Origin of the sequence: Segatella copri, from assembly GCF_026015465.1 — a bacterium.
In the GTDB taxonomy this organism is placed as follows: domain Bacteria; phylum Bacteroidota; class Bacteroidia; order Bacteroidales; family Bacteroidaceae; genus Prevotella; species Prevotella copri_E.
In genome coordinates, this window is the sequence record NZ_JAPDUQ010000001.1 from 298,395 (window position 1) to 324,192 (window position 25,798).

The following is a 25,798-nucleotide window of genomic DNA, read 5'->3' on the forward strand; positions in this document are numbered from 1 at the left end:
ACCACATATTTTATATATAAAAGTTTGGAGAATACAAAGAAAACTTGTAATTTTGCCTGAAAGAATGGATTTTTAGTGACACGAACAAAATAAACAGAAGAAATCATGATAAACGACAGAAGACAACTGGCTGACGTGTATCAGCAAACTATAGATATTGTACTGGAAGGACATTACACCTCTGAGAATGGGGAGGAAGTGAAACTGCTCGACAACACGAAGATGCTGAAGGGAAGCAGATTCTATACCAACCCACTGGATGCTTCAAACATACCTACCCTTGCAGATGGTTCCACCAAAATCATCGTGAAGAATGACGACAGCATCCATTGCGGTCATCAGTTGCAACAGGAAGGATACAATCCCGTGGTTCTCAACCTGGCAAGCCGGCGCAACCCGGGCGGTGGAGTGAAGAACGGAAGCCGGGCACAGGAGGAGAGCCTCTTCCGTAGCACCAACCTCTTTCTCTCTATGTATCGTTATGCGGAATATGCCGAGGATTACGGTCTGGAGAAAAGCAAGTTCCAATATCCGATGCCTGTGAGATTCGGAGGCATCTATGTGCCAGACGCTACCGTATTCAGGGCTGGAGCCAAGGATAACTTTGCCTTGCTCGATACTCCTTACTATATGTCGTTCGTGGCAGTAGCCGCCATCAATCATCCTGATTTAGATAGAGATGGGAACATCTGTGAAGAAGATGCCGCATTGACAAAGAACAAAATGAGGACGATGCTGCGTATCGGTCTGCTGAACGGACACGACAGCATCGTGCTCGGTGCATTCGGTTGCGGTGCCTTTCACAATCCTCCGAAACATATCGCAAGACTGTTTCACGAAGTCATCGACGAGAAGGAGTTCAAGGACAAGTACAAGCTCATCGCCTTCGCCATCCTTGAAGACCATAACTCGCTAAGAGGTGGAAACCTGCAACCCTTCATCGAGGAATTCAAGTCATAAACTCCCACAGATTTGGCTTTCCCTTCGGCCGCCGATTTTCAATTCACAGATTCACACAGATGGGGCTTGATTAGCAGTAATCAATGCCTCGCTTCTCGCACTCACCTCGCAGGGCGGCAAGGAAGTAGCTGCGCTCGCTGCCCCAACCACGAACCTTGCGCTCGTGATCCACGGTCTGCTTCAAACGCTCATCGCTGTATGCAGCAAAGCGGGCTGCATACTCTGAAATTCTTGACTCGGCATAACCTGCACCAACAGTTGATGACTCAGCATTAGCTGCCTTAATTGTTGATGACTCGGCATTAGCTGCCATTACATTCTCATTGTTCTTTAAATCTGAATTTGGATTCATAAAGATAATTATTTTAAGTTGTTAAACACTTACACATTCTTTTACCACCGTGGTTATCTCTATGCGAAACTCGGTTGGTGTGCCGCAACTGGGCAACTCTTAATGCTTGATTTCGGGTGCAAAAGTACATCATTATTCTGAAACCACCAAATTTTTTCAGGATTATTTTTCTTGTTTTTTTCCTTCTTCTAAAGAAGAAGATTCTTCGGGGTTGCAGATAGTAAGGAAGAGAAATCCTTTAATGGTTAAACTTTCCTATATTTGCATTATAATAGTATTATAATAATAAAATTATAATTACCTTTGTAAATTGACAATCAGAAAGATACAAACAATTGAAATATAAAAACAAAGAATGATATGATACAGCAAGTAGAATTTTCATTGCGTCCGCTTCCTCGCGGCTTTCACCTCGTAACCAACGAGGTGATGAGGAACCTGCCAGCGCTGCCTAAGACAGGGATTCTGAATCTCTTCGTAAGACATACCAGTTGCGGATTGTCACTGAACGAGAACTTCGACCCAGATGTGAGACATGACTTGAAGGGTATCTTCGAAAGACTGGTTCCGGATGGCGACCCAAGATACCTGCACCAGGATGAAGGACCGACGGATATGTCGGCTCATGCCAAATCGAGCATGGTGGGTGTATCACTCACCATTCCCATTACCAACGGCAGATTAAACCTCGGAACATGGCAGGGGATCTACCTCTGTGAATTCAGAGAGGGAGGCGGAAGCCGACACCTCATCGCAACGATTATCGGGGAATAAAGATAAAAACGAGGATGTTCGCACATCCTCGTTTTTACGTAAACATAATCATTTATTCTATCGCATCCAATTCCGCTTCATCCTCTTCCTTCTCCTCTTTCTTTCCGAAATTAGGATCAATCTTCAGGAAAGCAGTAACCAGGAAGGTGATGGCGCAACATGCCATCACGATGATGAAGAACATGCGGTAACCTACCATATCCTTCAGATATCCAGAAACCATGCCCGGCAGCATCAATCCGAGATAGGAGATGCCTGTACAGATGGAATAATGGGAGGTCTTGAACTTTCCCTGACTGTAGAACAGCATGTAGAGGGTAAGAACCGTGAAGCCCAGACCATAACCCAACTGCTCGACAAAAAGACAGCTGGAAACCACGATGAGGTTGCTGTTGAGCGAATAACTCAGATAGATGTAAACCACATCAGGCAAGGTGATGGCGCAAACCAGAGGCCAGAGCCATTTCTTCATTCCATCCCTGCTCACCAGAATACCACCAAGAATTCCACCCAGCAGCAAACCTATCAATCCCACAGTACCATTGGCAAAGCCATATTCCTGAGGTGACAGTCCCAGTCCACCCTGCGAATTAGGACGGAGGATGAAGGTCTTGGTCATGGTGTTCAGAAGCGCTTCCGGGAATCGGTAGAGCAAGAGAAAGAGCATCACACAGACGGTTTCACCCAATCCGAACTTCACGAAGAAGGTGCGGAACATATTCTTCAGTTCATGAGCCACTTCGCCCACCGTTCTGTCGGTCTGCACATCATCCTTCGGGCGAGGCATGAAGCGGCTGTGGTAGAGCCACAAACCGATGAAGATACCTGCCAGTCCGTAAAAGATAAGCGCCCATGAGAAGCGAATCTGGTTGCGGAAGAGAACCTGAAGCACACCTGCCAGCATCACCAGAAAACCATTCACAAAGATGATGGCGAGGCGGTAGAAGGTATTTCGCAAGCCTACAAACTTAGTCTGCGTATGTTCATCCAGCTCAATCATGTAGAAACCATCTGCCGAAATGTCGTGGGTAGCACTACAGAAGGCGATGAGGAAGAAGAAGCACATCGTTGCCTGAAACCAGAAGGCGGTAGGCAGCGAGAAGGCGATGCCGGCAAGGGCTGCTCCGATGAGAGCCTGCATGGTGAGCACCCACCAGCGCTTAGTCTTCAGCAAATCTATGAACGGACTCCACAAGGGCTTGATGACCCAGGGAAGGGCGAGCCATCCGGTATAGAGACCCACCTCAGCATCGGTCAGCCCCAACTGCATGTACATCACCACAGAGAGGGCGGTTACGATGACGTTGGGGAGTCCCTCGGCAAAATAGAGGGTCGGAATCCATGCCCATGGACTCCGACTGTTTTTCTTTGTTACCATTTTACATCACTATTTATAAAGTTTCTTGATTTCAGCACCCTGATAGTAGTGCAACAGGATGGCATCATAATGATAACCCTGCTCGCCCATCACGGCAGCACCAATCTGGCAGAGGCCTACTCCATGCCCCCAACCGGCTCCGATGAGTTCGAAACGCTGAGGCACTCCCTGTTCATCCATATCATACTTATCCACCACAAAGGCTGAACTCAGCAGATGACTGTCGCTCAGCGTACGACGGATTTCGAGTTCCTTACCGATGGTAAAGGTCTTCTCGGTTCCGATAATCTGGAGCTTGCTGATTCTTCCACTCTTGCCGCGCTCCACGGCCTTCATGTCTAGGATGGCACCCAGGTCCATCTTCAGTTTGTCAGCGATGAGCTGCTGCAACTTCTCCTGGCTGAGCGTTTCCTTCCAGCGGTAGAAATTGACGGTTTCCTGATCATAGTCGTTGAGCACTTCTGACAGGATTTTCTTGTCCTGCGTGTTGCAGAAAGCTGGCGGATTGAAGCGGATCCATTTCTCAGCCTCTTCCTCATTGGTCAGATTAGGCAGTGTATGTTCCACGCCCAGGGCGATGTCGCGAACCGCCGTGAGATAAGTCTTCGGCGTGTCCTCCCAGCAATACTGGAATTCCTCGGTTATTCCGCCGCAGCATTTCGAGAATCTTGCATCGCAGATTTCTTCGCCGTCCATCAGAATCTGTCCATTGGTCTGGCGGATGACTTCAGCTACATGGGGCGATGTTTCCTTGGTGATGCCCTGGTAGCGCTGGCAGTGGTCGTCGGCACATACATCAAAGAGGGTGTGGTCTTCGCGGTCGTACCAGCGGATGAGCGTATCTTCCTTCTTGGTGAAGGAGAAGAAGTTGTTGCCGCTCTCAGCCACCTCTCGGCGCTTCTTCATCTGTGCCAGGAGCCATGAACGGGAGATGACGGCGTGCGCCTTCAGGAGTTCGAGACTCGAAGTGGCACTCATCTCACTGCTAATGACGCTCTCCAGATATTTCTCTACAGGCAACTCATTGATTGCCACAATCTTATCTGATTCTACCACAAAGCGGAGCGTGCCCAGGAAGGTTTGGGTTTCCTTGCGCTCCCAGTGGAAGTTGACACCGATGGTTACGTTGCTCAGCGAAAACGAGGCGTCGGCACTCTGCGGATGGAAGGTGAGCTGGCTGTACTGGTTGCCGTTCCAGAGCACACCGCCCTCTGAGAATTCTACCACCTGTTCGCCCAGCACCTTTTCGCCCTTGGCAAGATAAGGTTTGTTGAGCGAGAAATGAATCTTCTGCGCACTCACGATGCCCACCGTTACGTCGGGCTGCTTACCTTTATTATATAAGGTGGAAGAGGCTTCGGCTGCATCCTCGGCATCCTTAGATGCCTTCAGTTTAGCGATGATGGCATTCATCTTTTCTTCCGAAACGCCACATTCCTGCAGCAGCGAGAGTGCTTTCTCCTCGGTCAACTTTCGGAAATCTTCCTCACGAGGGGTGATGATGAGTCCGCTCATATCCAGTGCTCCCGGCGAAACCACAAACTGGGCGTCGCCTTCGGCAAAATAGGCTTCCGGACGATGCTTTTCTCTCGGAATGACCACGCTGATGAATTCCTCGCCCTTGCGCCAGGAGATGATGTTCATCATCGGTTCGGTTTCGTCGCCACGCTGAGGCATTGCCTTGTAGAGACGGCGGAAGAGGGCCTCATCGCTCTCAGCACTCTTCGAGATGATGACGAAGGCGGGAACGATGAAGTCGCGAACCACAGAGATTTTCTCCTCATCATTGAGAGAGATGATGTCGGTCAGGTTGCGGGAGAGACGCTGCCAGTTGGTCTGAAGAGGAAGGATGCCGTTGGTTCCTGCCTGGAAATGAAGATGGTCTGGAGCCGATGCACCACACTTCGGACCGTTGTAGAACACCATCAGGTCGCTATGCAGACTGATGAAGCGGTGCATCTCGCCGTAGTTTTTGTAGATGAGCTGAGGCTGATGCTTGCGTGCCGGAATGGTGAAGTGGACTGGTAGAATCGGGAACGGATTCACCAGAAGATGGAATTTCTCGTCTATCTGCTTCGACATCTGTTCCTTAGGACGGTTCTTGTCGCAAAGGAAACAAGGGCGCTCGCCCAGGGTTTTCTTATCTATCTTGGCGCCCGTACTTACGATGCGGGCTGGGTTCCACTGCAGTTTCAGCTGGTCGGAGAACTGGCGGGTTTCTACATGCTTGAGGTCGCGGAAGCGGTGGCGCGCATCGGTCCAAACCTCCAGCTGACGGTTGAAGAAACGCGAGATGCTGCTGTCTTCCATAATGTCGGCCTTGCCCTGCAGCAGGTGCTGGCGTGCCTTCAGTTCCATGGTGCGCAGGCGGTCCTTATACAGGTTGTTGGCGTTCACCTTCTCTACGCTGAGGGCTGCATCGCTGTTACCTCCCCAGCGGCGGCAGAGGTAGAGTTCGTCGTAGATTCTGCCGATGCGGTAACGGCGCGAAAATGCCAAGCCGAGCGCATAATCCTCACCATACGAGGTGTTAGGAAACTGGATCTGTCTGACCAGCGGAGTGAAGAAGGCGCGCGGAGCACCCAATCCGTTAATACGCAGCGCATTGTTGCATCCGTTTTCATTGGTCCATTCCTTGTGGTCTATCAGTCCCGGTGGCAGGGTGTTGAGGTCGAAGTCGCACATGCGGTACGAACCGATAATCATGGCTGCCTTCTGCTTGTAGAAGGCATCTACTATCTTCTGGAGTGTCTTTGGTGAAGAATAGAGGTCATCGCTGTCAAGCTGTACGGCAAACTTTCCGCAGAAACTGCTGTTGATGGCTTCGTTCCAGCATCCGCCTATTCCCAGGTCGGTTCTCTCCGGCACAATCTGTATCAGGTTGTCGGCTTTAAGTTCATCCAGTATTTCGCCGGTGCGGTCGGTAGAATGGTTGTTTACCACGATGACGTTAAATTTGAAGTTAGCCTTCTGTCCCAGCGCACTCTTCACGGCATCAGCCACCGTCTTTTCGCGGTTGAAGACGGGGATGATGACAGATGCCTCGTATTCAAAATCCTGCTCACCGAAGTCGGGCTGGCGGTAGAAGGTGGTGTCTATCAGGGCGCCCACCTTGCCCAGATGCTGGGTGCATGCCTTTTCCATCTCAATCTGCACCTCGCGGTTGCGCGGGTTTACATAGTCAAACTGCTTCTCGCCGCTCTTACGGGTGTCAAGTTCGGCTTCTGAATAGAGGAATTCGTTGAGATGGAAAATTTCGCCCACACGGCTCAGATAGAGACGGAGGTCGTAGAGGGCGGCAAACTGATACTCTTCGCGGTCGGGTTGGGCGATGTAGTCGGCCAGCGCCTGTGCCTTGATGCACCAGAGGCTTCCAAAGTCGAAGTCATCTCGCAAAGAACCTGACTGGTAGTCAATTACCGGATGTTTCTCCATTTTGCCTTCCACCATCTTGTAGTGGTCGGCGTAAACCATGACGGCATCCGTATCATCTGCCACTCTGAGGAATCGCTCCAGCGTGTTGTTTCCCCATCCTATGGTGGTGTGGCGGGTACAGATCATCACGTAGTCGGCATCTGTATTTTCAGCGATGCTGACAATGGTGTTACTGCTTTCCAGGCGGTCGGTGATGACAAACGTACATCCTTCGGGTACCTGATGATGAGCGGCAAAATCAGCACTCACCAGGAAGTGGATATGCTGTACAGTCTTGTACTCATGAAGCACCGACAAGGCATTCTGCGCATCGTCGATGTATTCGCAAGGCAAGAAAAGGTCTATTTTTTCTCTCATTTTCTTACGTTATTTTTGTTCATTTCAGCCCTTTTCGGGGGGCTAAATCTGTGTTTTTTATCTTTATTTTATCTTATTATATTAAAATATGTGGCAAAGATACTAATTTTTCGGCAAAAAACACTATCTTTGCAGTATGAATAATGAAAAAAAATATCTTTTGGGCCTTACACTTGCCGAATTGAAGCAGGTGGCAAAGGACTTAGGCATGCCCGCCTTCACCGGTGGGCAGATGGCGAAGTGGCTCTATGAGCAGCATGTGAAGAGCATTGATGAGATGACCAACATCTCGAAGGCGAACCGTGCCAAACTCGCTGCCGAATACGAAATAGGATGCTTCGGATATTCCGATGCGCAACATTCGGTGGATGGTACCATCAAGTACCTCTTCCCTACCCGAAGCGGCAAATTTGTCGAGACGGTTTACATCCCCGACAAAGACCGCGCCACGCTGTGCGTTTCTTCGCAGGTGGGATGCAAGATGAACTGCCTGTTCTGCCAGACCGGCAAGCAGGGGTTTGAGGGCAGCTTGCCTGCAGGCGACATTCTGAACCAGATTTACTCGCTGCCGGAGGTGGACAAGCTTACCAACATCGTGTTCATGGGTCAGGGCGAGCCGATGGATAATCTCGACAATGTGCTGCGCGCCACAGAGATTCTCACCGCCGACTACGGCTGGGCATGGAGCCCGAAGCGCATCACGGTAAGTTCGGTGGGCGTGAAGAACAAACTGAAGCGGTTCCTGGAAGAGAGCGACTGCCATGTGGCCATCAGCATGCACGACCCTATCCCTTCTGAACGCGCTGAACTGATGCCTGCCGAAAGGGGCATGGGCATTGAGCAAGTAGTAGAACTGCTGAGGAACTATGATTTCTCTCATCAACGCCGCCTGAGTTTCGAATACATCGTCTTTAAGGGCGTAAACGACAGTATGCAGCATGCCAAGGCCATCATCAAACTGGTGAAGGGACTTGACTGCCGCTTCAACCTGATCCGTTTCCACCAAATTCCAGACATTCCTCTGCAAGGTGTGGATGATGAGAAGATGGAGCAGTTCCGTGATTACCTCACCCAGCATGGTGTCTTCACCACCATCCGTGCCAGCCGCGGCCAGGACATCTACGCCGCCTGCGGTCTGCTCAGCACCTCGAAGAAAATCGGAGAAATCCGTGAGCACGAGGATGAAGAGAAGATGAATAAGTAAGGAAAGGTGGGGAAAAATGGTTAGAGAATCTTTAAAGATCCTACTTGCCGGCTGTCTTTTGTTCCTTTTTCTGGCAAGTTGCAGCCCGGGAGGAGGAAGAAACAGAAAACTGCCCAAGAGTACAGGACAGCCTTACGAGGTGGTGCTCGAGGGAGATACCGACAGCATCGTTACGAAGATACTGACGGAAGAGGTGCCTGCCCTGCCCCAACCCGAACCGCTCTGCCGGCTCATCCAGGTTAAGAAGGGCAAGATCCACGGCAGCTACCTGCTCGTAAGAACTCGCATCGTAGTGAACATCCCGGCAGCGGAATTCTCTGTCAGACTGAGCCGCAACGAGAATGCTTCACCGCAGACCGTCATCCGCATCTCAGCCCGCTCGCCGCAGCAACTCAGAGAGAAACTCAACCCCGAGAAACTGCGCCAGCTCGTAGATGAGACTGAACTGGAGCACCTCGTCTCCATCATCTCCACCAACCCGAGCAAGCAGAACCGCGAGATGCAGCAGCTGGTAAAGAAGAACTTCGGCATCAGCATGAACATCCCTGCCGAAATGCAGGCAAGCAAGAAGGCCGGGAACTTCATTTGGATTTCAAACAACGCCAGTTCGGGCATGAAGAACCTCATCCTCATGAAAGTGAAGAGGGAAGAACGAAGAGGGAAAGCCAATTCTGATGCTTTTCCTGCTCAAGAGAAGCAGCAGATTGACAGCATGCTCCGCACAAACATGCCCGGCGAAACCGACAGCATGTACATGATAATCCCGGTCCTTTCAGAAAAAGGACTCTGGGAGATGAAGGGCGACGCCATGGGAGGCCCCTACGTGATGAGGCGCATCCGCCTGAGAAAAACGGGGGATGAAATCTTCATCATCGGCTTCGTCTATGCACCCGAAATGAAAAAGAAAATATTAATCAAGCAGCTAGAAGCTGCGATTTCTACTATAAAATAAAACGATAAATGGACAGCAAAAAGATTAGAGTGGCCATCACTCACGGAGATACCAACGGTATCGGATACGAACTCATTTTTAAGGCATTCAGTGAGCCAGAGATGTTGGAGTATTGTACCCCTATCATCTACGGTTCGCCTAAAGTGGCAGCTTATTACCGCAAGGCGATGAATCTGCCTGCCCAGTTCTCCATCATCCAGAAAGCAGAAGATGCTGAAGACGGAAGAATCAACCTCCTGCCAGCCGTAGACGAGGAGGTAAAGGTTGACATGGGCATGCCTACTCAGGAATCGGGTACGGCAGCCATCAAGGCACTTGACCGAGCCATGACCGACTACCGCGACGAGCTCTTCGACGTGCTCGTTACCGCACCGGTAAACAACCAGAACGCACAATTTGAGGGCTTCCAGTTCAAGGGCCACAAGGAATACATTGAAACTTGCCTGGGCGAAGGTGCCAAGGGCCTTTCCATCCTCTGCGGCGGCGACCTTCGCATCGCATCCGTAACCGGAAAGACTCCGCTCAAGGACGTGCCGGCAACAATCACCCAGGAGCTCATCATCGAGAAGGTGAAGCAGATGCACACATCACTGAAGCGAGACTTCATGATTACCAACCCGCGCATCGCCGTGCTCGCCCTGAATCCTAGCAACAACGGTGAGGAGAGCTGCGGACCAGAGGAAGCCAGCATCATCATCCCAGCCATTGACCAGCTTGCCGAGCAGAAAATACAAGCTTTTGGTCCTTACCCTGCTGACGAGTTCTTCGGCAACGGCCATTTCGTAGAGTTCGACGGTATCATGGCCATGTATCATGATCAGGCTACTACCCCGTTCCATTCTCTCTACACCGAGGATGGCGTACTCTTTACTGCCGGTCTGCCACTCGTGCACACCGCCGCCAACACCACTCCTAGCTACAGCATCACGGGATGCAACGAAGCCGATGCAATCTCCTTCCGCCACGCCATCTACTTGGCGCTGGATGCCTTCTGCAACCGCGAAGACTATGATGAGGCCTACGAGAATCCACTGCCTAAACTCTACCACGAGAAGCGTGACGAGAGCGAGAAGGTAAGATTCTCCATCCCTAAGAAAAAGGGATAAGAGAAAGATTCCCTATTTCCGAGAAAAAGCGGAATAAAGAAAGATTCGGGAGGGCAGATGACGCAAAAAAGGCAAATCTGCCCTGTAATCAGACCTCCCGAACGTTAAAATTTAAAAAAAATGCAGATAATTCAGAAAAAATGAGTAATTTTGGCAGCTAAATGGATACTTCCGAACTACAAAAGATAAAACAACGCTACAATATCGTCGGTAATAGCGACGGATTGAACCATGCGCTCGACGTAGCCCTACAGGTAGCGCCGACCGATCTCTCCGTGCTCATCATCGGCGAGAGCGGTGTGGGTAAGGAAATCATTCCAAGGGTGATTCACGACAATTCGCCACGCCGCAGAGAGAAATATTTCGCCATCAACTGTGGAAGCATTCCGGAAGGAACCATTGACAGCGAACTATTCGGACATGAGAAGGGTTCCTTCACTGGAGCCATAGGCGAAAGCGAAGGATACTTCGGTATTGCCAACAAGGGTACCATCTTCCTCGACGAGGTGGGTGAACTCCCGATACAGACGCAGGCAAGACTGCTACGCGTGCTCGAAACGGGAGAATACATCCGCGTGGGTGGAACTGAGATAAGGAAAACGGATGTCCGCATCGTGGCAGCCACCAACGTAAACATGCGCAAGGCTGTGAGCGAAGGCCGCTTTCGCGAGGACCTCTACTACCGCCTCAACACCATCCCGATACAGATGCCTGCATTGAGAGAGCGGGGCGATGACATCCTCCTGCTCTTCCGCCTCTTCGCCATGCAGATGGCCGAAAAATACCGTCTGCCTAAGATTTCACTCTCAGATGAGGCCAAGCAGATTATGCTGAAATACAAGTGGCCGGGAAATGTGAGACAGCTCAAGAACATTACCGAACAGATGTCAGTGCTGAGCCGAGAAAGAGAAATCGATGCACAGACCCTCACCCAGTTTATTCCGAGAGATGAGGAGTCTACACAGCTCGCCACCATACAGAAGGATGGCAAGGACGACCATAGCTACGCCAGCGAGCGCGAACTGCTATACAAGATTCTCTACGAACTGAGGGGCAACGTGAGCGACCTGAGACGTGAGATGAACAGCCTGCGCAAGCAACTCGATGAGGCACGCCAGTTGGGCAGTACAGGCGGATATGTTTCTCCGGTTCAGCCGAATACCCAGGTAGCTCCAGTATCATCCGTATCTCCGGTTTCATCGGTTTCTCCGGTTCCGTCCGTATCATCCGTTCCATCGGTTTCTCCGGTATCTTCCGTACCTCCGATTACCGATCTCGACGAGCTACAACACATCCGTCAGGAAATAGCTACAGGTGGCATTAGGGGCACTTACAAACCCGAAACCGAGGATGCTGAGATTGAGGAGATCAAGGAAGAAAACGAGAATCTGAACCTCAGCGACCTTAGCAAGCAGATGATAGAAAAGGCACTGGAGAGAAACAACGGAAACCGCAAGAAAGCGGCAGAAGAACTGGGAATCTCCGACAGAACTCTGTACAGAAAGATTAACAAATATAAGTTATGAAGCATATACGCGCGTACCTATATATAATAGGAGTCACACTGATGTTGGCGGTCATGGCAGCATGCTCCGTGAGCTACAAGTTCAACGGTGCCAGCATCGACTACACCAAAACCAAGACCATACAGATAGCCGACTTCCCTATCAGAAGTTCGTATGTGTGGGGTCCGATGGGTCCGATGTTCAACAACGAACTCAAGGATAAGTTTGCCAGCAACACCCAGCTCATACAGGTGTCACGCAACGGAGATCTGAAGATAGAGGGCGAAATCACCCAATATTCTCAGCGCAACAAGTCGGTTAGTTCTGAGGGATACTCAGCACAGACCGAGCTCAGTATCACCGTAAACGTACGTTTCACCAACACCAAGAACCATGCCGAGGACTTCGAAAAGCAGTTTACATCTGCCAAGACCTACGACACCACTCAGAGCCTTGCCTCGGTGCAGGAAGAACTGGTAACCCAGATTATCAAAGACCTAGTAGACCAGATATTCAACGCTACGGTAGCTAACTGGTAAAGTAAGTGAAGAACGAAAAGTGAAGAGTAAAGAATTCAACGGCTTTACTAATCATAAAGTTCAAAACTCAATGTTCAAAGTAAAATAAAGTAAAGTAAAAATATCGTGGAATTAAGCAGATTGATACAACACCCGGAGGAAATGAACCGAGAGACGCTCTACGACTTGCGCGCCCTCTTGGCCTTATATCCGTATTATCAGACGGCACGCCTGCTAATGTTGAAGAATCTGTACCTGCTCCACGACCCGAGTTTCGACGAAGAACTGCGCCGTGCAGCCATCTACATCACCGACCGTAAGATTATCTTCGAGATGGTAGAGGCAGCCCACTATCAGATAAAAAACGCCCCTGAAGAGGCTGAATCCAACAAGCAGCAAGGCGTAAGAGGAATAGGAGCAGAAAAACACGGAGACCGTACTAGCGACCTCATCGACCACTTCCTGGGATCCATTCCTATGGAAGAAGACGAAGAAGAGAAGAAGGAGAAACGTAAGCCTACACCTGCTGACGCGGCTGTAGACTATGTGGCTTATCTCATGGAGACCGAAGATCAGCAGGAGCCAGAAGATACTTCGCGCACCATGAGTCTCATCGACGACTTTATGGAGGATGGCGGTTTCAAACTGCCTAAAATCCAGCAGGACGAAGATTACAAACCAGAATTTACTCCAGAACTTCAGACCGATTCCGGCAAGGATGGCGAAGAGGAAAACAGCGGTGTATTCACCGAAACCCTCGCCCGCATCTACATCAAGCAGGGCAAGTATCAGAGAGCTTACGAAATCATCAGCCGCCTGCATCAGCAGCATCCTGACAAGAACGGATATTATGTTGACCAGCTCAGATTCCTTGAGAAACTGATGCTGAACAGCAAGAAGAAATAAAGAAGAATAATAAATAAATAAAACTAGTTTTAAAAAATGGCTTACACATTATTAGTAGTATTAATCGTCCTGGTAGCTATCCTGATGATTTTCATCGTGCTCATCCAGGAATCAAAGGGAGGTGGACTTGCAAGTAACTTCTCTTCAACCAACTCAATCATGGGTGTTCGCAAGACCACTGACATTGTTGAGAAATTAACATGGGGCCTCGCTGCAGCCTTGGTTGTCATCAGCGTGGCATGTGCTTATGTAGCCCCTCAGGCAGCTGGCGAAAGCAGTGTTTTGGAGGGAGCCACTCAGGAGCAGACCGCTCTTCCTGCTATGCCAGGTGCTAGCAAGGATGCAGCAGCAGGTGCTCAGAAGGCTGTTCCTGCAGCTGGTGCAGATGCCCAGAAGGCAGCTCCAGTTGTTCCAACAAGCCCTGCAAAATAAAAAATAAGAAAAAAGGTACGAAAAAATTTGGTAGAACCATTTTTTTTTCGTACCTTTGCACCCGCTTAACAAGAATATGGTGGACGTAGTTCAGTTGGTTAGAGCGTCAGATTGTGGTTCTGAATGTCGTGGGTTCGAGTCCCACCTTCCACCCAACTATTTTAGAAAAAGCAAAACATAACCAATATGGTGGACGTAGTTCAGTTGGTTAGAGCGTCAGATTGTGGTTCTGAATGTCGTGGGTTCGAGTCCCACCTTCCACCCAAGATAAACCCTGCAAGATTCATTTCTTGCAGGGTTTCTTGTTATATATCCGTATTGAGCGGAATTCTTTTTTGTCATATAAACGAATTGCAATAGTATATTATAGACTGAAAACATACAAAAAAGCCTGCTAAGGGAAGAAAATATCCCTCTAGCAGGCATTTCATATAAGGATGAATTGAAAACTTATCTGATTACTTTCACTTCACCATCCTTAGCAATCTTAACGATGCTGGAAGGCTGATGAGGTTTATGCTCCTGACGGCGGCTCCAGCAAACATAATCTACAGCATTGAGGATTTCCTCGGAGATGTCGCAATAATTCTGTGCAGCAGGCTCACCACTCACATTAGCACTTGTACTTACAATAGGCTTCTGAAAACGGTAACAGAGTTGTTTGGAGAAAGGCTCATAGGTTATACGCATCGCCAGACTTCCATCCTCTGCTACCAGATTATTAGCCACACCACTCGCATCATCAAGAATAACCGTAGTAGGCTTTACAGGCATGGCAGCATCGATGAAATCCCATGCTACCTGTGGCACATTGCGGAAATAACGCGCCATGCGATCAGCAGAATCTATCAGGCAGATAAGCGCCTTAGAATCGTCACGTTTCTTTATTTCATAAACTTTCTTTACCGCTTCAGGGTTGGTGGCGTCGCATCCTATGCCCCATACGGTATCTGTAGGATAGAGTATCACTCCACCCTTTCGCATGCACTCTACAGCACGCTTGATGTCTTCTTCTACAGTCATAATACTATAAAACTAAAAATCAAAAAACTTTTGAATCTTAAAAATCGTCACTAACATCTTTCTTCAAACACTCATAATAAGCTATGTCCTTCATACCATTGAGAAAAGCAGAAGCATCCATGCGTTTCTTGCCACTGAGCTGCAACTCCTGAATAATGAGCCATTCATCAAGGCAGGCAACTTGCAACGACTTCCCCTCAACGCGGAGCGATCCCACAGGCGCATCACCACGCTTCATACATGAAAGACGGGTAGAAAATATCTTAAGTACCTGAATTTTCTGTGTACTCTGCTTATGGGATGGATGAGTAGTAGGCTCAGGGAACCTCACGTAATCATCATCTCCCTTAGAATCGTCAAAGAATACTACTGTCTCCTTCTTCTTAATTTCAGTCCATGCACCAGGGTATGGAGAAAGACCGCGGATGAAATCATACACCTGTTTGGCAGGCTTGTGGAAGTCGATGCGGCAGGTATCCTTGAAGATTTTCGGAGCCGGCTTGAGTTCGGCACCCTGTCCTATCATTTCGCTCTGAGGAATGGAACCGATATTGCCATCGGCAGCGATAAGCGCATCAATGGTTTCCAGCGCCAATTCAGCACCAAGATGCATCAACCCGTCGTAAACATACTCCACATTTGCCGTCTCCGGAATAGGAAAACGTTTCTGCAGGATGATGCGACCGGTATCAATATCGTGGTCGAGGAAGAAGGTGGTAACACCCGTCTCCTTCTCGCCATTAATCACTGCCCAGTTGATAGGCGCCGCACCGCGATACTGCGGAAGGAGGGCTGCATGTACATTAAAAGTACCATATTTCGGCATCGACCAAACCACCTCTGGCAGCATGCGGAAAGCAACTACCACCTGCAAGTCAGCCTGATAAGAACGCAACTGCTCCACAAAGTCAGGGTCCTTCATCTTTACAGGCTGCAGCACCGGTAAACCATGCTCTACGGCATACTGCTTAACCTGCGAAGGTTGCAGCGTATCCTGATGTCTGCCCACCGGTTTATCAGGCTGGGTAACCACAGCCACCACGTTATAACCGCCCTCTACCAGGCACTTGAGGGATTCTACCGCAAACTCCGGTGTTCCCATGAAAACAATTCTCAAATCCTTCTTCTCCATAAAACACTAATATTTTAAAATAAAACCAGCAAAGCCGTTGAATGCTTCACTCATCGTTCTTCACTCCTCACTTAAAACTCCTACTCTGCCGACATATCCGCTACAATCTGCCTGTACATGGAATAGATTCTAGTACGGCTGATGTAACCCTTCAGTACGCCTGCCACATCAACCACTGGCAGTTGGGCGGCATCGGTTTTATCAAATTTCTGCATCACCTCGTCCATACTGTCATGTTCGGTAAGAACGGCAGAAGGCTGCATCATCAGCTGACGCACGGTGAAATGTTGATACAGTTCTGTGCGGAAGATGATGTGGCGAATCTTCGTAATATCTATTACTCCCAACAGCACACCCGCCTGATCCAAAACAGGCAGAAAGTTGTTGTTACTGCGACTTATCTCACTCACCAACTTGCTCATCGGCAGATCCGGACCTACCGGATGATAATCTTTCTCTATGACATCCTGCATGCCCAGCAGGGTGAGCGCAGCCTTGTCAATATGGTGGGTGAGCAGCTTGCCCTCTCTAGCCAGACGCAGGGCGTAGATGCTGTGACTCTCGAAGATGCTGATGGTGAGCAGCGAAGAGATACACACTATCATCAGCGGCATGAAGAGCTGGTAGCCGCCCGTGAGTTCGGCAATGAGGAAGATGCCCGTAAGCGGTGCATGCATCACGCCCGTAATGAGGCCCGCCATCCCCATCAGTGTAAAGTTCTGCTCAGGAACATAAACACCTACCTGATTCACATTCCAAAGGCGCGCAAAGAGGAAACCGGCAAAACCTCCGATAATGAGCGAAGGAGCAAAGGTACCACCGCATCCGCCACTACCATTGGTGGCCGAGGTGGCAAAAACCTTGGTAAAGGTTACCAAGGCGATGTAGAGGATGAGCAGCTGGTTGTGCCCGTAGAAGAGCGAACGGCTCATCACCTGCCCCCAGTCTTCCACATTCTGTCCCTTCAGCAGCACGTTGACAGCCGAATATCCCTCGCCATAGAGCGAAGGGAAGAGGAAGATGAGCGAACTCAGAATCAGTCCACCAAAGAGCAGCTTTACGTATGGATAAGGCGAAAGCTTGGCAAAGAAACCCTCGCATGCCGACATGGTGCGCATGAAATAAAGGCTCACCAAACCGCAAAAGATGCCCAATAACAAGCAGGCAGGCACGCGGTCGAGCGCCCACGGATTGGTAAGCGTAAAATCGAAAAGGCTCTTGGAGCCCATCAGGATGTAGGTAAAGCAAGTAGCTGTTACACAACTGATAAGGATAGGCAGCAAGGAAGCCATGCTCAAGTCTACCATCAGCACCTCAAGCGTAAACACGAGTCCGGCAATAGGCGCCTTAAAGATTCCAGCAATGGCTGCAGAGGCGCCACAGCCCACCAGCAGAATCATGGTTTTCTTGTCCATGCGGAAGATTTGTCCCAAGTTTGAGCCGATGGCCGAACCCGTGAGCACAATAGGAGCCTCGGCTCCCACGGAACCACCAAAACCGATGGTGACACCTGATGCCACCACCGATGACCAGCAGTTGTGGGCCTTGAGCTTGGAATTTTTGGTAGAGATGGCGTAAAGCACACGGGTGATACCATGGGAAATATTATCTCTGACCACATATTTAATAAAGAGCATGGTGAGGTAAATGCCCACAATCGGGAAGAGCAGGAAGAGCAGGTTATAGGTGCCCTTGTTAAATCCCGAAGTGAGCAGCAACTGTATTTCGTGCACAATGCCGTGCAGGAAATATCCTGCCACCGACGCCAGAAGGCCGATGATAAAAGCCAGGATAAGGGTCATCTGGCGGTCAGAAATATGTTTTTTCTGCCAATCCACCATCTTACTGACCCATCCCTCTTTCTGCTCGTTGTAATCTAGAATTTCTTCATCCATCTTTTTTACATTGATTTAGAATTCCGATGTGAAATGGAACTTGATGTGTTCAAAATCTTGCTGCGCCATGCTCAACACGTAGCCCGAATCGGCAAGAAAGACATCGCGCCCCTCAATATCCTTGGCCATGTACTGGTACTTGCGCTTCTTGAAGTTCTCGAGTTCCTTCTCGTCATCTGCCTCTATCCAGCAAGCCTTGTGAAGATGCACGGGCTCCCAGCGGCACTTGGCGTTGTACTCGTTCTCCAGGCGGTACTGGATAACCTCGAACTGCAACTGACCAACCGTGCCCACGATGCGGCGGCCGTTGAACTGGTTGACGAAGAGCTGCGCCACACCCTCGTTCATGAGCTGCTCCAATCCCTTCTGGAACTGCTTGCTCTTCATCGGGTCATCATTCTCGATGTACTTGAAAAGGAGTGGAGAGAAGCTTGGCAAACCGCGAAAATGCATCTTCTCTCCCTCCGTCAACGTATCTCCTATCTTGAAAATACCGTTGTCTGGCAAACCTACAATGTCACCCGGATAAGCCTCGTCAATGGTACTCTTGCGCTGTGCCATGAACTGGGTAGGCGAAGAGAAACGCACGTTCTTATCCAAGCGCACGTGGTAATATGGCTGATTTCTCACAAACTTGCCCGAGCATATCTTACAGAAAGCGATGCAGGAGCGGTGGTTTGGATCAATATTGGCTGTAATCTTGAAGATGAAACCACTGAACTTAGGTTCTTCAGGCTTCACCAGTCGCTCCTCTGCCTGGGTGGTTCTAGGAGATGGAGCAATATGAACAAAACAGTCGAGGAGTTCCTGAACACCAAAATTGTTCAGTGCCGAACCGAAGAACACAGGTGCTACTTCGGCCGAACGATAGGTTTCTTCCTCAAACTTAGGGTAAACACCATCTACCAGTTCCAGTTCCTCACGCAGTTGTGCAGCCTCACGTTCACCAACCCGCTCGTCGAGTTCTGAACTTTGGATGTCTACCTCTACCTTCTCGGTAACTCGCTGTTTGTTAGGGGTAAAGAGGTTCAGCTGATGCTCGTAGATATTGTAAACGCCCTTGAAACGGGCGCCCTGACCGATAGGCCAACTCAGCGGGCGAACCTTGATTTTGAGCTCTTCTTCCAACTCGTCAAGCACATCAAACGGGTCGCGTCCCTCACGGTCCATCTTGTTGATGAAGATGATTACCGGGGTATTTCTCATACGGCACACCTCCATGAGTTTGCGGGTCTGTGCCTCCACACCCTTGGCAGAGTCAACCACGATGATGGCTGAATCTACGGCTGTAAGTGTGCGGTAGGTATCCTCGCAGAAATCCTGGTGACCTGGAGTATCCAGGATATTCACCTTATAAGGTTCTCCCTCCTGTCCGGCAGGGAGATAATCAAATTCCATTACAGATGTAGATACCGAGATACCACGCTGTTTCTCAATATCCATCCAGTCAGAAGTCGCAGTTTTGCGAATCTTGTTATTCTTTACGGCACCTGCCACCTGAATCTGTCCACCGAAAAGCAGAAACTTCTCAGTCAATGTTGTCTTACCAGCATCCGGGTGAGAGATAATGGCAAATGTTCTTCTTCTTTCTATTTCGTTCATCCTGTTGTATATATATAATAATGTATATTCTTAAAAAGTAATCACTAATAACTAATCACTACATGTCGTCATCATCAAACTTGAGTCCCTCGGTTCGGTCTTTGATGTAATAATCGCTGAGCAGACCTATGAAGACGGTAATCTCCTTAATGGCCCTTTCAGTTTCGGGCGTGATATTCTTCTTCTGCAGGCGCAGCATCATCACGCCGTAGAGGGCGTCAAGGCAGGTTTCAATCTCGTTGAGGTCCTTGTCGCCCCGCTGGCGCAGCTCTACTATGAAAGGCAGCACCTTGTAATATTCGGCATTGTAGATAGGAAACTTGGTGCTCTGCAGCAGCATGCCGTGCAGGTCAATGACGTCCTTCAGTATCACCTTATTAATATTAAGGTGTCCTCCCTCGCGCTTTCCCTCCTCGTTCATCATGCGAATCAGATTGCCAAACCAGTCGAGTTCTTCCTCACGCTGCTCGGATGTAAAGTCGAACCGGTCTACATAATTTTTCTTGATGACAGGCAGCGAGCATCCGTAAGCTCGGATGATGTCCTCAATCTGCCACATATACAATAAGTATTCTGCGATACTTTTCTTTCTTAATTCTTGTGCTACAAACATAAACTTAGAACTATTAACTTTTGAACTTTATGCTTTGCCTTCTTCTGATTGAAGGGGAAGGACTTTTAAAATTCTGGCAGATGATACAGATTGAAAATCGTGCCGAAGAGAGCGATGATGGAGAAGATGATGACCACGCTGCCTATTACCTTATTGATGATGACGATGCCGTTGGTATCAAACTTGTTTCTGATTGTATCGATGAGCCAGGTGAGGCCGAACCACCACAGCAGGGCTCCGAAGACGATGCTGAGGTAACCCACGCCCATTTCTACCGGCATATCAGGCACCACGAAGGCAAACTGTGCGAAAGTGGCCATGAAGAGGAACACGATGAGCGGATTGGAGAGCGTTACGAGAAACGCCGTTATACCGTTGTGCATCAGCGTGCCCTGCTTGTTGCTCGGCTTGTGCATGTTCTTCATCGGGTCACTCTTGAAGCAGTAGATTCCAAACACGAGGAGCATCAGGCTTCCGAAAATCTGAAGATAGAACTTGTTCTCGGAGTTGCTCACAAAATCCATCACAAAACTCATGCCCAAGCCTGTGAATAAGGCATATACGATGTCGCTGCATGCGGCACCCACACCTGTTACAAAACCATACCAGCGGCCCTTGTTGAGCGTGCGCTGGATGCAAAGGATGCCTACCGGACCCATAGGGGCTGAGGCAAGAACACCGATGACGATTCCTTTAAAAATGAAGTCAAGGATGTTTATCTCAATTGGAAATGCTAAATTCATCTTAGTATCATTACAATTTCTAACAGTCGGCAAAGTTACAAAATTTCGAGCACAAAGCACAATTTTTTCGCCTAAAAGTTCATTTTATATCCGTTTTTTATATTTTCGGGCACGGATTACACGGATTACGCGGATGTTCTGCATGAATATAAACAGGATTTAGGGCAACAGAGAAACTTCGGACAGCAAATCATCTGGCAGAAAAAAAAGAAAATTAAAATTTTTTATATTTAAAAATAAACGAGATTCAAAAGTTTTCAGTATCTTTGCCGAGAAATAAAATAATTCTAACTAATTTTAAATAATTAACATGACAGATAATACACTTAAACCGTACGTAATAGGCCTTGACCTCGGCGGTACAAATTCAGTTTTTGGCATCGTAGATGCTCGCGGAGAGATCAAAGCAACAACTGCCATCAAAACAGGCGGTTACGAAAAAGTTGAAGACTATGTGAAGGCAGCCGTAGAAGCTCTCCAGCCTATCATTGATACGGTAGGCGGCATTGACAAGATTAAGGCAATGGGTATCGGTGCGCCAAACGCAAACTATTATAATGGAACCATTGAATTCGCTCCAAATCTTCCTTGGGCTCACGACGGAGTGGTACCATTGGCCGACTTGTTCAGCAAAGCCCTCGGCGGCTTGCCTGTAGGTATGACCAATGATGCCAACGCTGCTGCGCTCGGCGAGATGACATACGGTGTAGCAAGAGGCATGAAAAACTTCATCGACGTTACGCTCGGTACAGGCGTTGGCTCTGGTATCGTCATCAACGGACAGATGGTTTACGGCTGCGACGGATTCGCAGGCGAATTGGGTCACGTTACCATGGTACGTGGCAAAGAGGGTCGTATCTGCGGATGCGGCCGTACAGGATGTCTCGAAGCTTACTGCTCTGCCACTGGTGTGGCTCGCACAGCACGCGAGTTCCTCGAGAAGAGCGATGAGCCTTCATTGCTCCGCGAGATGAACCCTGAGGATATTACATCTTATGATGTGAGCGTTGCTGCAGGCAAGGGCGACAAGTTGGCGCTGCGTGTATACGAGTTTACCGGCAAGATGCTCGGTGAGGCTTGTGCTGATTTCGCAGCCTTCTCTTCACCAGAGGCTTTCGTCTTCTTCGGTGGTCTGACCAAGGCTGGCGACCTCATCATGAAACCTATCCAGAAGGCTTATGATGAGCACGTGCTCCGCACCTTCAAGGGTAAGGCTAAATTCCTTGTTTCTACCCTTGATGGCAGTTCTGCTGCCGTACTCGGTGCGAGTGCAGTGGCTTGGGATATGTAAAGGGTTGTAAAAACAAAAAGGTTTAATTTTCCATTTTTGGAAAAATCAGTTTAGGTAATATGCTTCGCGAAACTCGTGAGAGGATTGTAGCGAGGATTAAGATTGTTAGGAAAAGCCTGGCACTCGAGAGAGCGTCAGGCTTTGCTTTTTCTTATCATAAAACAAAAAACCTCAACAACCACCATGCGGTCATGGTGGTCATTAAGGTCATTGGTCATTAAGCTTTTTCCAACCAGTTTCTCACCATCTTCTTGCCGTCTGGCGTCAGCACGCTTTCCGGATGAAACTGGATACCATGAATATCATAGCTCTTATGCTTCAGACCCATGATGCAACCATCATCGCTTACTGCCGTAACGTCCAGGCAGTCAGGGAATCCCGAGCGGTCTACCACCCAAGAGTGGTATCTGCCAATCTCTATGCGCTTGTCCAACCCGTCGAAAATAACATCGTTGCCAAACTGGGTGCAAGGGGTTGCCACTCCATGATACACCTCAGAAAGATTGGTAAGCTTGGCTCCAAACGCCTCACCTATTGCCTGATGCCCCAGGCATACGCCCAGCATCGGCTTGCGGCCTGCATACTTGCGGATAACATCCATCAGCAGTCCCGCCTCCGACGGAATGCCCGGACCCGGACTCAGAATGATCTTGTCGAAGCGTTCCAGCTCCGGCAACTGGAACTGGTCGTTGCGGAACACCGTAACGTCAGCTCCCAACTCCTTTACCAGATGGGCTAGATTATAGGTAAAGGAATCGTAATTATCTATGATTACTACTTTCATCTTTTGTTATTTATTATTGATTAGTGAGTAGTGAGTACAATCAGCGAGAAATAATCACTAATCACTAATAATTAATCACTATTACAACTCTTCAGCAATGTGAATCGCCTTGGTCAGCGCACCGAGCTTGTTGTTACACTCTTCTAGCTCATACTCATCATTGCTCTTTGCCACTACTCCACTACCCGCCTGGAACCAGAGTTCGCCGTTTCGGCTAATGAAGGTACGTATCACGATGGCCTGATTCAGGTCGCCGTTCAGACCGATAAAACCGATACAGCCTCCGTAGGCACCGCGGTTGTGAGGCTCCAGCTCTGATATAATCTGCATCGCTCTCACCTTAGGCGCACCGCTCAGCGTGCCGGCAGGGAAGGTATCTATAAACTCTTTGATGTGGTCGGCATGCTCATCCAACTCTCCGCTCACACGGCTCACGAGATGGATAACATGACTGTAGAACTGCATGTCCTTGTAGAAATCTACTTTCACCCCATGACAGTTGCGGCTCAGATCATTGCGCGCCAGGTCTACCAGCATCACGTGCTCGGCATTCTCCTTCGGGTCGTTGCGCAGGAATTCGGCAGCCTTGCGGTCCTGCTCCATATCTCCTGTGCGTCGGGTGGTTCCGGCAATAGGGTCGATGAACGCCTTGTTGCCCACGATGCGGTTATGGGTTTCAGGCGAAGAACCGAAGATGCGGAAACCGCCGAAGTCGAAATAGAAGAGGTAAGGCGAAGGGTTGATGCTTCGCAGCGCACGGTAGAGTTTGAAATCATCGCCCTCATATTTCTGTACGAAGCGGCGGCTCACCACAATTTGGAATACGTCTCCGCGCAGGCAGTGCTGTATGCATCGGCGTATGTTTGCCTTGTGCTCCTCATCGGTGAGCGTAGAGGTGGTTTCGCCCACCGGGTGGAAATCATAAGGTTTCACATTTGTTTTGTTCACCGCCTTGAGCAGTTCGTCGAGCTCTGGAAGTGAAGAGTGAGGATCTTCACTTTCCTGGAGCGCAATGAGCTCCATGGTGTTGTTGAAATGGTCGAAGACGATGATGTCCTTATACATGATGTAATAGATGTCGGGCGCATCATTCTTCTCCATGGTGGTATCCTTGACAGGGATGTTCTCAAAATATCTCACCGCATTGAAGGTGGTGAATCCATAGAGTCCGCAGAACTCCTTGCTCTCGCCCTCTACATGGAAGGAAGAGATGAAGTCGTTGATACTCTTTGAGATGGCGAGTTTGCACTCCTCGCCCTGATCGGCACCGAAGGCAGGAAGATGCTCTTTCTCTACTCTTCCGTCGGGATAGGTCTTGATGACCTCACCATGACTCACGGCGATGCTTGCCAGCGGATGCACACCGATGAAGGAGCGCGAATTCTCGGAACCATGATAGTCGGAACTCTCCATCAGAGCCGACTGCGGATAAATATCTCTCAGTCGCATGTAGACTCCCACCGGCGTATAGAGGTCGGCGAGAATCTTGCGGGTAACTGTCTTGTAATTAAACTTCATTTAATTTATAATTTACTGTATATAGTTTACAACTTACAGTTTATAGCATGAACCGCTTTGACAATCGTGCTCAACGGCGCAGCCTCTGTTAACTATTAACTATAAACTATTAACTATTTAAAAATTGCCGTATTCTCCCGCCATTTCCTTGTGCGCGAGATAGGTTTCTACATCCTTGTCGCCACGGCCTGATACGGTGAGCACCACCACATCATCCTTCTTGAACTTCATCTTCTTCAGGGCTGCCACGGCGTGCGCACTCTCAATAGCCGGAATGATGCCCTCCATGCGGGTGAGCTCGTAACCGGCGTAGATGGCCTCATCGTCCTTGATGGCGAGTACATGGCTCCTGCCCGATGTGGCAAGGTCGGCGTGCATAGGGCCGATGCCCGGATAGTCGAGACCGGCACTGATGGTAAAGGCTTCCTCTATCTGTCCGTCCTCGGTCTGCATCACGAGGGTGCGTGCTCCGTGGATGATGCCCTCTGTACCGCAGTGCATGGTGGCAGCGGTATAATCGGTATCTATTCCGTGTCCGGCAGCCTCAGCCAGATATATCTTCACGCGGTCATCATCAATGTAGTGGTAGATGGTTCCGGCAGCGTTGCTTCCGCCACCCACGCAGGCGATGAGGTAATCAGGATAGTTGCGGCCTATCTTCTCCTCAAGCTGCCATTTCAGTTCTTCAGAGATTACGCTCTGCATCTTGGCAACAATGTCTGGATAAGGGTGCGGACCCATGGTAGAACCTACAATGTAGAAGGTATCCTGTGGGTGGCAGCACCAGTCGCGTATGGCCTCAGAGCAGGCATCGCTCAGCGTCATGTTGCCGGTGCGCACAGGGTTCACCTTGGCTCCCAGCATCTTCATACGCTCTACGTTGGTATGCTGGCGTTCCACATCGGTGGCACCCATGAAAATCTCACACTTCATGTTCATTAGGGCGCATACCGTAGCTGTAGCCACACCGTGCTGTCCGGCTCCGGTTTCGGCAATGATGCGGGTCTTGCCCATCTTCTTGGCCATGAGAATCTGACCGATGGTGTTGTTAATTTTGTGTGCACCTGTATGGTTCAGGTCCTCGCGCTTCAGATAGAGCTGGCATCCGTACTTCTCGCTCATGCGCTTAGCATAATAAAGAGGTGAAGGGCGGCCCACATAATCTTTGAGCAGCGCACGGTATTCCTTCTTGAACTCCTCGCTCTCAATGATTGGCTTGTAAGCCTGCTGCAACTCGGTTACACATTTATATAATATCTCAGGAACATACGCTCCTCCGAATTTTCCAAAAAATCCTTTTTCGTCAACTTGATACATA

22 protein-coding genes, 2 tRNA genes and 1 riboswitch are annotated in these 25,798 nt (G+C 49.3%); of the genes, 12 read left to right on the forward strand and 12 right to left on the reverse strand.

The features are described 5' to 3' along the window. The first annotated feature begins 105 nt into the window (after positions 1 to 105). A complete protein-coding gene (locus ONT08_RS01250) occupies positions 106 to 960 on the forward strand; it encodes a TIGR02452 family protein (RefSeq protein WP_264958876.1) in 855 nt (284 codons plus the stop codon). A 70-nt stretch (positions 961 to 1,030) separates the two neighbouring features. Here the strand turns inward: ONT08_RS01250 and ONT08_RS01255 are convergent, their stop codons facing one another. Then, on the reverse strand, positions 1,031 to 1,312 hold the full coding sequence (locus tag ONT08_RS01255; protein WP_117586146.1) for a hypothetical protein: 282 nt from the start codon (positions 1,310 to 1,312) through the stop codon (positions 1,031 to 1,033). After that, a riboswitch (SAM-I-IV-variant riboswitch) is annotated at positions 1,312 to 1,423 on the reverse strand. Its footprint overlaps the gene before it by 1 nt. A gap of 249 nt (positions 1,424 to 1,672) precedes the next feature. On the opposite strand from ONT08_RS01255, the gene ONT08_RS01260 reads away from it, so the two are divergent. Continuing rightward, positions 1,673 to 2,086 (forward strand): secondary thiamine-phosphate synthase enzyme YjbQ, encoded by a 414-nt coding sequence (locus ONT08_RS01260; protein ID WP_006846346.1) that lies wholly within the window; start codon positions 1,673 to 1,675, stop codon positions 2,084 to 2,086. A 52-nt stretch (positions 2,087 to 2,138) separates the two neighbouring features. Here ONT08_RS01260 and ONT08_RS01265 read toward each other — a convergent pair whose 3' ends face one another. Further along, positions 2,139 to 3,464 carry an MFS transporter gene (locus ONT08_RS01265; protein ID WP_119228742.1) on the reverse strand — a complete coding sequence of 442 codons (1,326 nt, stop codon included), beginning with the start codon at positions 3,462 to 3,464 and terminating at the stop codon, positions 2,139 to 2,141. Between the two features lie 9 nt (positions 3,465 to 3,473). Further along, complete coding sequence (locus ONT08_RS01270; protein WP_264958878.1) at positions 3,474 to 7,256, reverse strand: DUF4922 domain-containing protein; 3,783 nt, start codon at positions 7,254 to 7,256, stop codon at positions 3,474 to 3,476. A gap of 136 nt (positions 7,257 to 7,392) precedes the next feature. Here ONT08_RS01270 and rlmN point away from each other — a divergent pair, with 136 nt between their 5' ends. From rlmN to ONT08_RS01315, 9 genes are all read left to right on the forward strand, one after another. Further along, the gene (gene rlmN / locus ONT08_RS01275) at positions 7,393 to 8,460 is read left to right on the forward strand and encodes a 23S rRNA (adenine(2503)-C(2))-methyltransferase RlmN (protein WP_022121005.1); all 1,068 of its coding nucleotides are present in this window, start codon (positions 7,393 to 7,395) and stop codon (positions 8,458 to 8,460) included. Between the two features lie 16 nt (positions 8,461 to 8,476). Continuing rightward, entirely contained in the window at positions 8,477 to 9,412 is a 936-nt protein-coding gene (locus tag ONT08_RS01280) for a DUF4837 family protein (protein ID WP_264958880.1), read from the forward strand. An 8-nt stretch (positions 9,413 to 9,420) separates the two neighbouring features. Beyond that, a complete protein-coding gene (locus tag ONT08_RS01285; protein WP_254972864.1) occupies positions 9,421 to 10,518 on the forward strand; it encodes a PdxA family dehydrogenase in 1,098 nt (365 codons plus the stop codon). A 161-nt stretch (positions 10,519 to 10,679) separates the two neighbouring features. After that, positions 10,680 to 12,044, forward strand: coding sequence for a sigma-54 interaction domain-containing protein (locus ONT08_RS01290; RefSeq protein WP_119236360.1), 1,365 nt, complete (start codon positions 10,680 to 10,682; stop codon positions 12,042 to 12,044). Continuing rightward, positions 12,041 to 12,562: an LptE family protein gene (locus ONT08_RS01295; RefSeq protein ID WP_264958883.1), complete on the forward strand. Its 522-nt coding sequence runs from the start codon at positions 12,041 to 12,043 to the stop codon at positions 12,560 to 12,562. Before ONT08_RS01290 ends, ONT08_RS01295 begins: the two co-directional genes overlap by 4 nt. 105 nt (positions 12,563 to 12,667) lie before the next feature. After that, positions 12,668 to 13,447: a hypothetical protein gene (locus ONT08_RS01300; protein WP_022121009.1), complete on the forward strand. Its 780-nt coding sequence runs from the start codon at positions 12,668 to 12,670 to the stop codon at positions 13,445 to 13,447. Positions 13,448 to 13,483: 36 nt separating this feature from the next. Further along, entirely contained in the window at positions 13,484 to 13,879 is a 396-nt protein-coding gene (gene secG / locus ONT08_RS01305; RefSeq protein WP_006846337.1) for a preprotein translocase subunit SecG, read from the forward strand. Between the two features lie 78 nt (positions 13,880 to 13,957). Further along, positions 13,958 to 14,033 (forward strand) — tRNA-His (locus ONT08_RS01310). 34 nt (positions 14,034 to 14,067) lie between these two features. After that, positions 14,068 to 14,143: transfer RNA gene (locus ONT08_RS01315), tRNA-His, on the forward strand. Positions 14,144 to 14,329: 186 nt separating this feature from the next. Here ONT08_RS01315 and ONT08_RS01320 read toward each other — a convergent pair. The 6 genes from ONT08_RS01320 to ONT08_RS01345 form a co-directional block, all read right to left on the reverse strand. After that, on the reverse strand, positions 14,330 to 14,902 hold the full coding sequence (locus ONT08_RS01320) for an L-threonylcarbamoyladenylate synthase (RefSeq protein ID WP_117586152.1): 573 nt from the start codon (positions 14,900 to 14,902) through the stop codon (positions 14,330 to 14,332). A gap of 37 nt (positions 14,903 to 14,939) precedes the next feature. Then, positions 14,940 to 16,034 (reverse strand): methionyl-tRNA formyltransferase, encoded by a 1,095-nt coding sequence (fmt, locus tag ONT08_RS01325; protein ID WP_264958886.1) that lies wholly within the window; start codon positions 16,032 to 16,034, stop codon positions 14,940 to 14,942. 80 nt (positions 16,035 to 16,114) lie between these two features. Continuing rightward, positions 16,115 to 17,929 carry a chloride channel protein gene (locus tag ONT08_RS01330; protein ID WP_418331769.1) on the reverse strand — a complete coding sequence of 605 codons (1,815 nt, stop codon included), beginning with the start codon at positions 17,927 to 17,929 and terminating at the stop codon, positions 16,115 to 16,117. A gap of 15 nt (positions 17,930 to 17,944) precedes the next feature. Further along, positions 17,945 to 19,531, reverse strand: a complete 1,587-nt coding sequence (locus ONT08_RS01335; protein WP_264958888.1) for a peptide chain release factor 3 — start codon at positions 19,529 to 19,531, stop codon at positions 17,945 to 17,947. A gap of 58 nt (positions 19,532 to 19,589) precedes the next feature. Further along, positions 19,590 to 20,144 carry a DUF4924 family protein gene (locus tag ONT08_RS01340; protein WP_117586154.1) on the reverse strand — a complete coding sequence of 185 codons (555 nt, stop codon included), beginning with the start codon at positions 20,142 to 20,144 and terminating at the stop codon, positions 19,590 to 19,592. 65 nt (positions 20,145 to 20,209) lie between these two features. Beyond that, the gene (locus ONT08_RS01345; protein ID WP_117586155.1) at positions 20,210 to 20,887 is read right to left on the reverse strand and encodes a LysE family translocator; all 678 of its coding nucleotides are present in this window, start codon (positions 20,885 to 20,887) and stop codon (positions 20,210 to 20,212) included. Between the two features lie 310 nt (positions 20,888 to 21,197). Here ONT08_RS01345 and ONT08_RS01350 point away from each other — a divergent pair, with 310 nt between their 5' ends. Further along, positions 21,198 to 22,178, forward strand: coding sequence for an ROK family protein (locus ONT08_RS01350; protein WP_006846330.1), 981 nt, complete (start codon positions 21,198 to 21,200; stop codon positions 22,176 to 22,178). 217 nt (positions 22,179 to 22,395) lie between these two features. Here the strand turns inward: ONT08_RS01350 and ONT08_RS01355 are convergent, their stop codons facing one another. The 3 genes from ONT08_RS01355 to trpB form a co-directional block, all read right to left on the reverse strand. Next, positions 22,396 to 22,962, reverse strand: a complete 567-nt coding sequence (locus ONT08_RS01355; protein ID WP_118085613.1) for an anthranilate synthase component II — start codon at positions 22,960 to 22,962, stop codon at positions 22,396 to 22,398. An 81-nt stretch (positions 22,963 to 23,043) separates the two neighbouring features. Further along, complete coding sequence (locus ONT08_RS01360; RefSeq protein WP_264958893.1) at positions 23,044 to 24,480, reverse strand: anthranilate synthase component I family protein; 1,437 nt, start codon at positions 24,478 to 24,480, stop codon at positions 23,044 to 23,046. A gap of 117 nt (positions 24,481 to 24,597) precedes the next feature. Next, positions 24,598 to 25,797: a tryptophan synthase subunit beta gene (gene trpB / locus ONT08_RS01365; protein ID WP_006846327.1), complete on the reverse strand. Its 1,200-nt coding sequence runs from the start codon at positions 25,795 to 25,797 to the stop codon at positions 24,598 to 24,600. Position 25,798: the final 1 nt, after the last annotated feature.

Coding starts and splice junctions, on each gene's coding strand:
- ONT08_RS01280 (WP_264958880.1), top strand. CDS start 8,477: ATGGTTAGAGAATCTTTAAAGATCCTACTTGCCGGCTGTCTTTTGTTC.
- ONT08_RS01335 (WP_264958888.1), bottom strand. CDS start 19,531: ATGAACGAAATAGAAAGAAGAAGAACATTTGCCATTATCTCTCACCCG.
- secG (WP_006846337.1), top strand. CDS start 13,484: ATGGCTTACACATTATTAGTAGTATTAATCGTCCTGGTAGCTATCCTG.
- ONT08_RS01270 (WP_264958878.1), bottom strand. CDS start 7,256: ATGAGAGAAAAAATAGACCTTTTCTTGCCTTGCGAATACATCGACGAT.
- fmt (WP_264958886.1), bottom strand. CDS start 16,034: ATGGAGAAGAAGGATTTGAGAATTGTTTTCATGGGAACACCGGAGTTT.
- ONT08_RS01260 (WP_006846346.1), top strand. CDS start 1,673: ATGATACAGCAAGTAGAATTTTCATTGCGTCCGCTTCCTCGCGGCTTT.
- ONT08_RS01360 (WP_264958893.1), bottom strand. CDS start 24,480: ATGAAGTTTAATTACAAGACAGTTACCCGCAAGATTCTCGCCGACCTC.
- ONT08_RS01290 (WP_119236360.1), top strand. CDS start 10,680: ATGGATACTTCCGAACTACAAAAGATAAAACAACGCTACAATATCGTC.
- ONT08_RS01285 (WP_254972864.1), top strand. CDS start 9,421: ATGGACAGCAAAAAGATTAGAGTGGCCATCACTCACGGAGATACCAAC.
- ONT08_RS01265 (WP_119228742.1), bottom strand. CDS start 3,464: ATGGTAACAAAGAAAAACAGTCGGAGTCCATGGGCATGGATTCCGACC.
- ONT08_RS01320 (WP_117586152.1), bottom strand. CDS start 14,902: ATGACTGTAGAAGAAGACATCAAGCGTGCTGTAGAGTGCATGCGAAAG.
- ONT08_RS01255 (WP_117586146.1), bottom strand. CDS start 1,312: ATGAATCCAAATTCAGATTTAAAGAACAATGAGAATGTAATGGCAGCT.
- ONT08_RS01330 (WP_418331769.1), bottom strand. CDS start 17,929: ATGGATGAAGAAATTCTAGATTACAACGAGCAGAAAGAGGGATGGGTC.
- ONT08_RS01345 (WP_117586155.1), bottom strand. CDS start 20,887: ATGAATTTAGCATTTCCAATTGAGATAAACATCCTTGACTTCATTTTT.
- rlmN (WP_022121005.1), top strand. CDS start 7,393: ATGAATAATGAAAAAAAATATCTTTTGGGCCTTACACTTGCCGAATTG.
- trpB (WP_006846327.1), bottom strand. CDS start 25,797: ATGTATCAAGTTGACGAAAAAGGATTTTTTGGAAAATTCGGAGGAGCG.
- ONT08_RS01250 (WP_264958876.1), top strand. CDS start 106: ATGATAAACGACAGAAGACAACTGGCTGACGTGTATCAGCAAACTATA.
- ONT08_RS01355 (WP_118085613.1), bottom strand. CDS start 22,962: ATGAAAGTAGTAATCATAGATAATTACGATTCCTTTACCTATAATCTA.
- ONT08_RS01295 (WP_264958883.1), top strand. CDS start 12,041: ATGAAGCATATACGCGCGTACCTATATATAATAGGAGTCACACTGATG.
- ONT08_RS01340 (WP_117586154.1), bottom strand. CDS start 20,144: ATGTTTGTAGCACAAGAATTAAGAAAGAAAAGTATCGCAGAATACTTA.
- ONT08_RS01350 (WP_006846330.1), top strand. CDS start 21,198: ATGACAGATAATACACTTAAACCGTACGTAATAGGCCTTGACCTCGGC.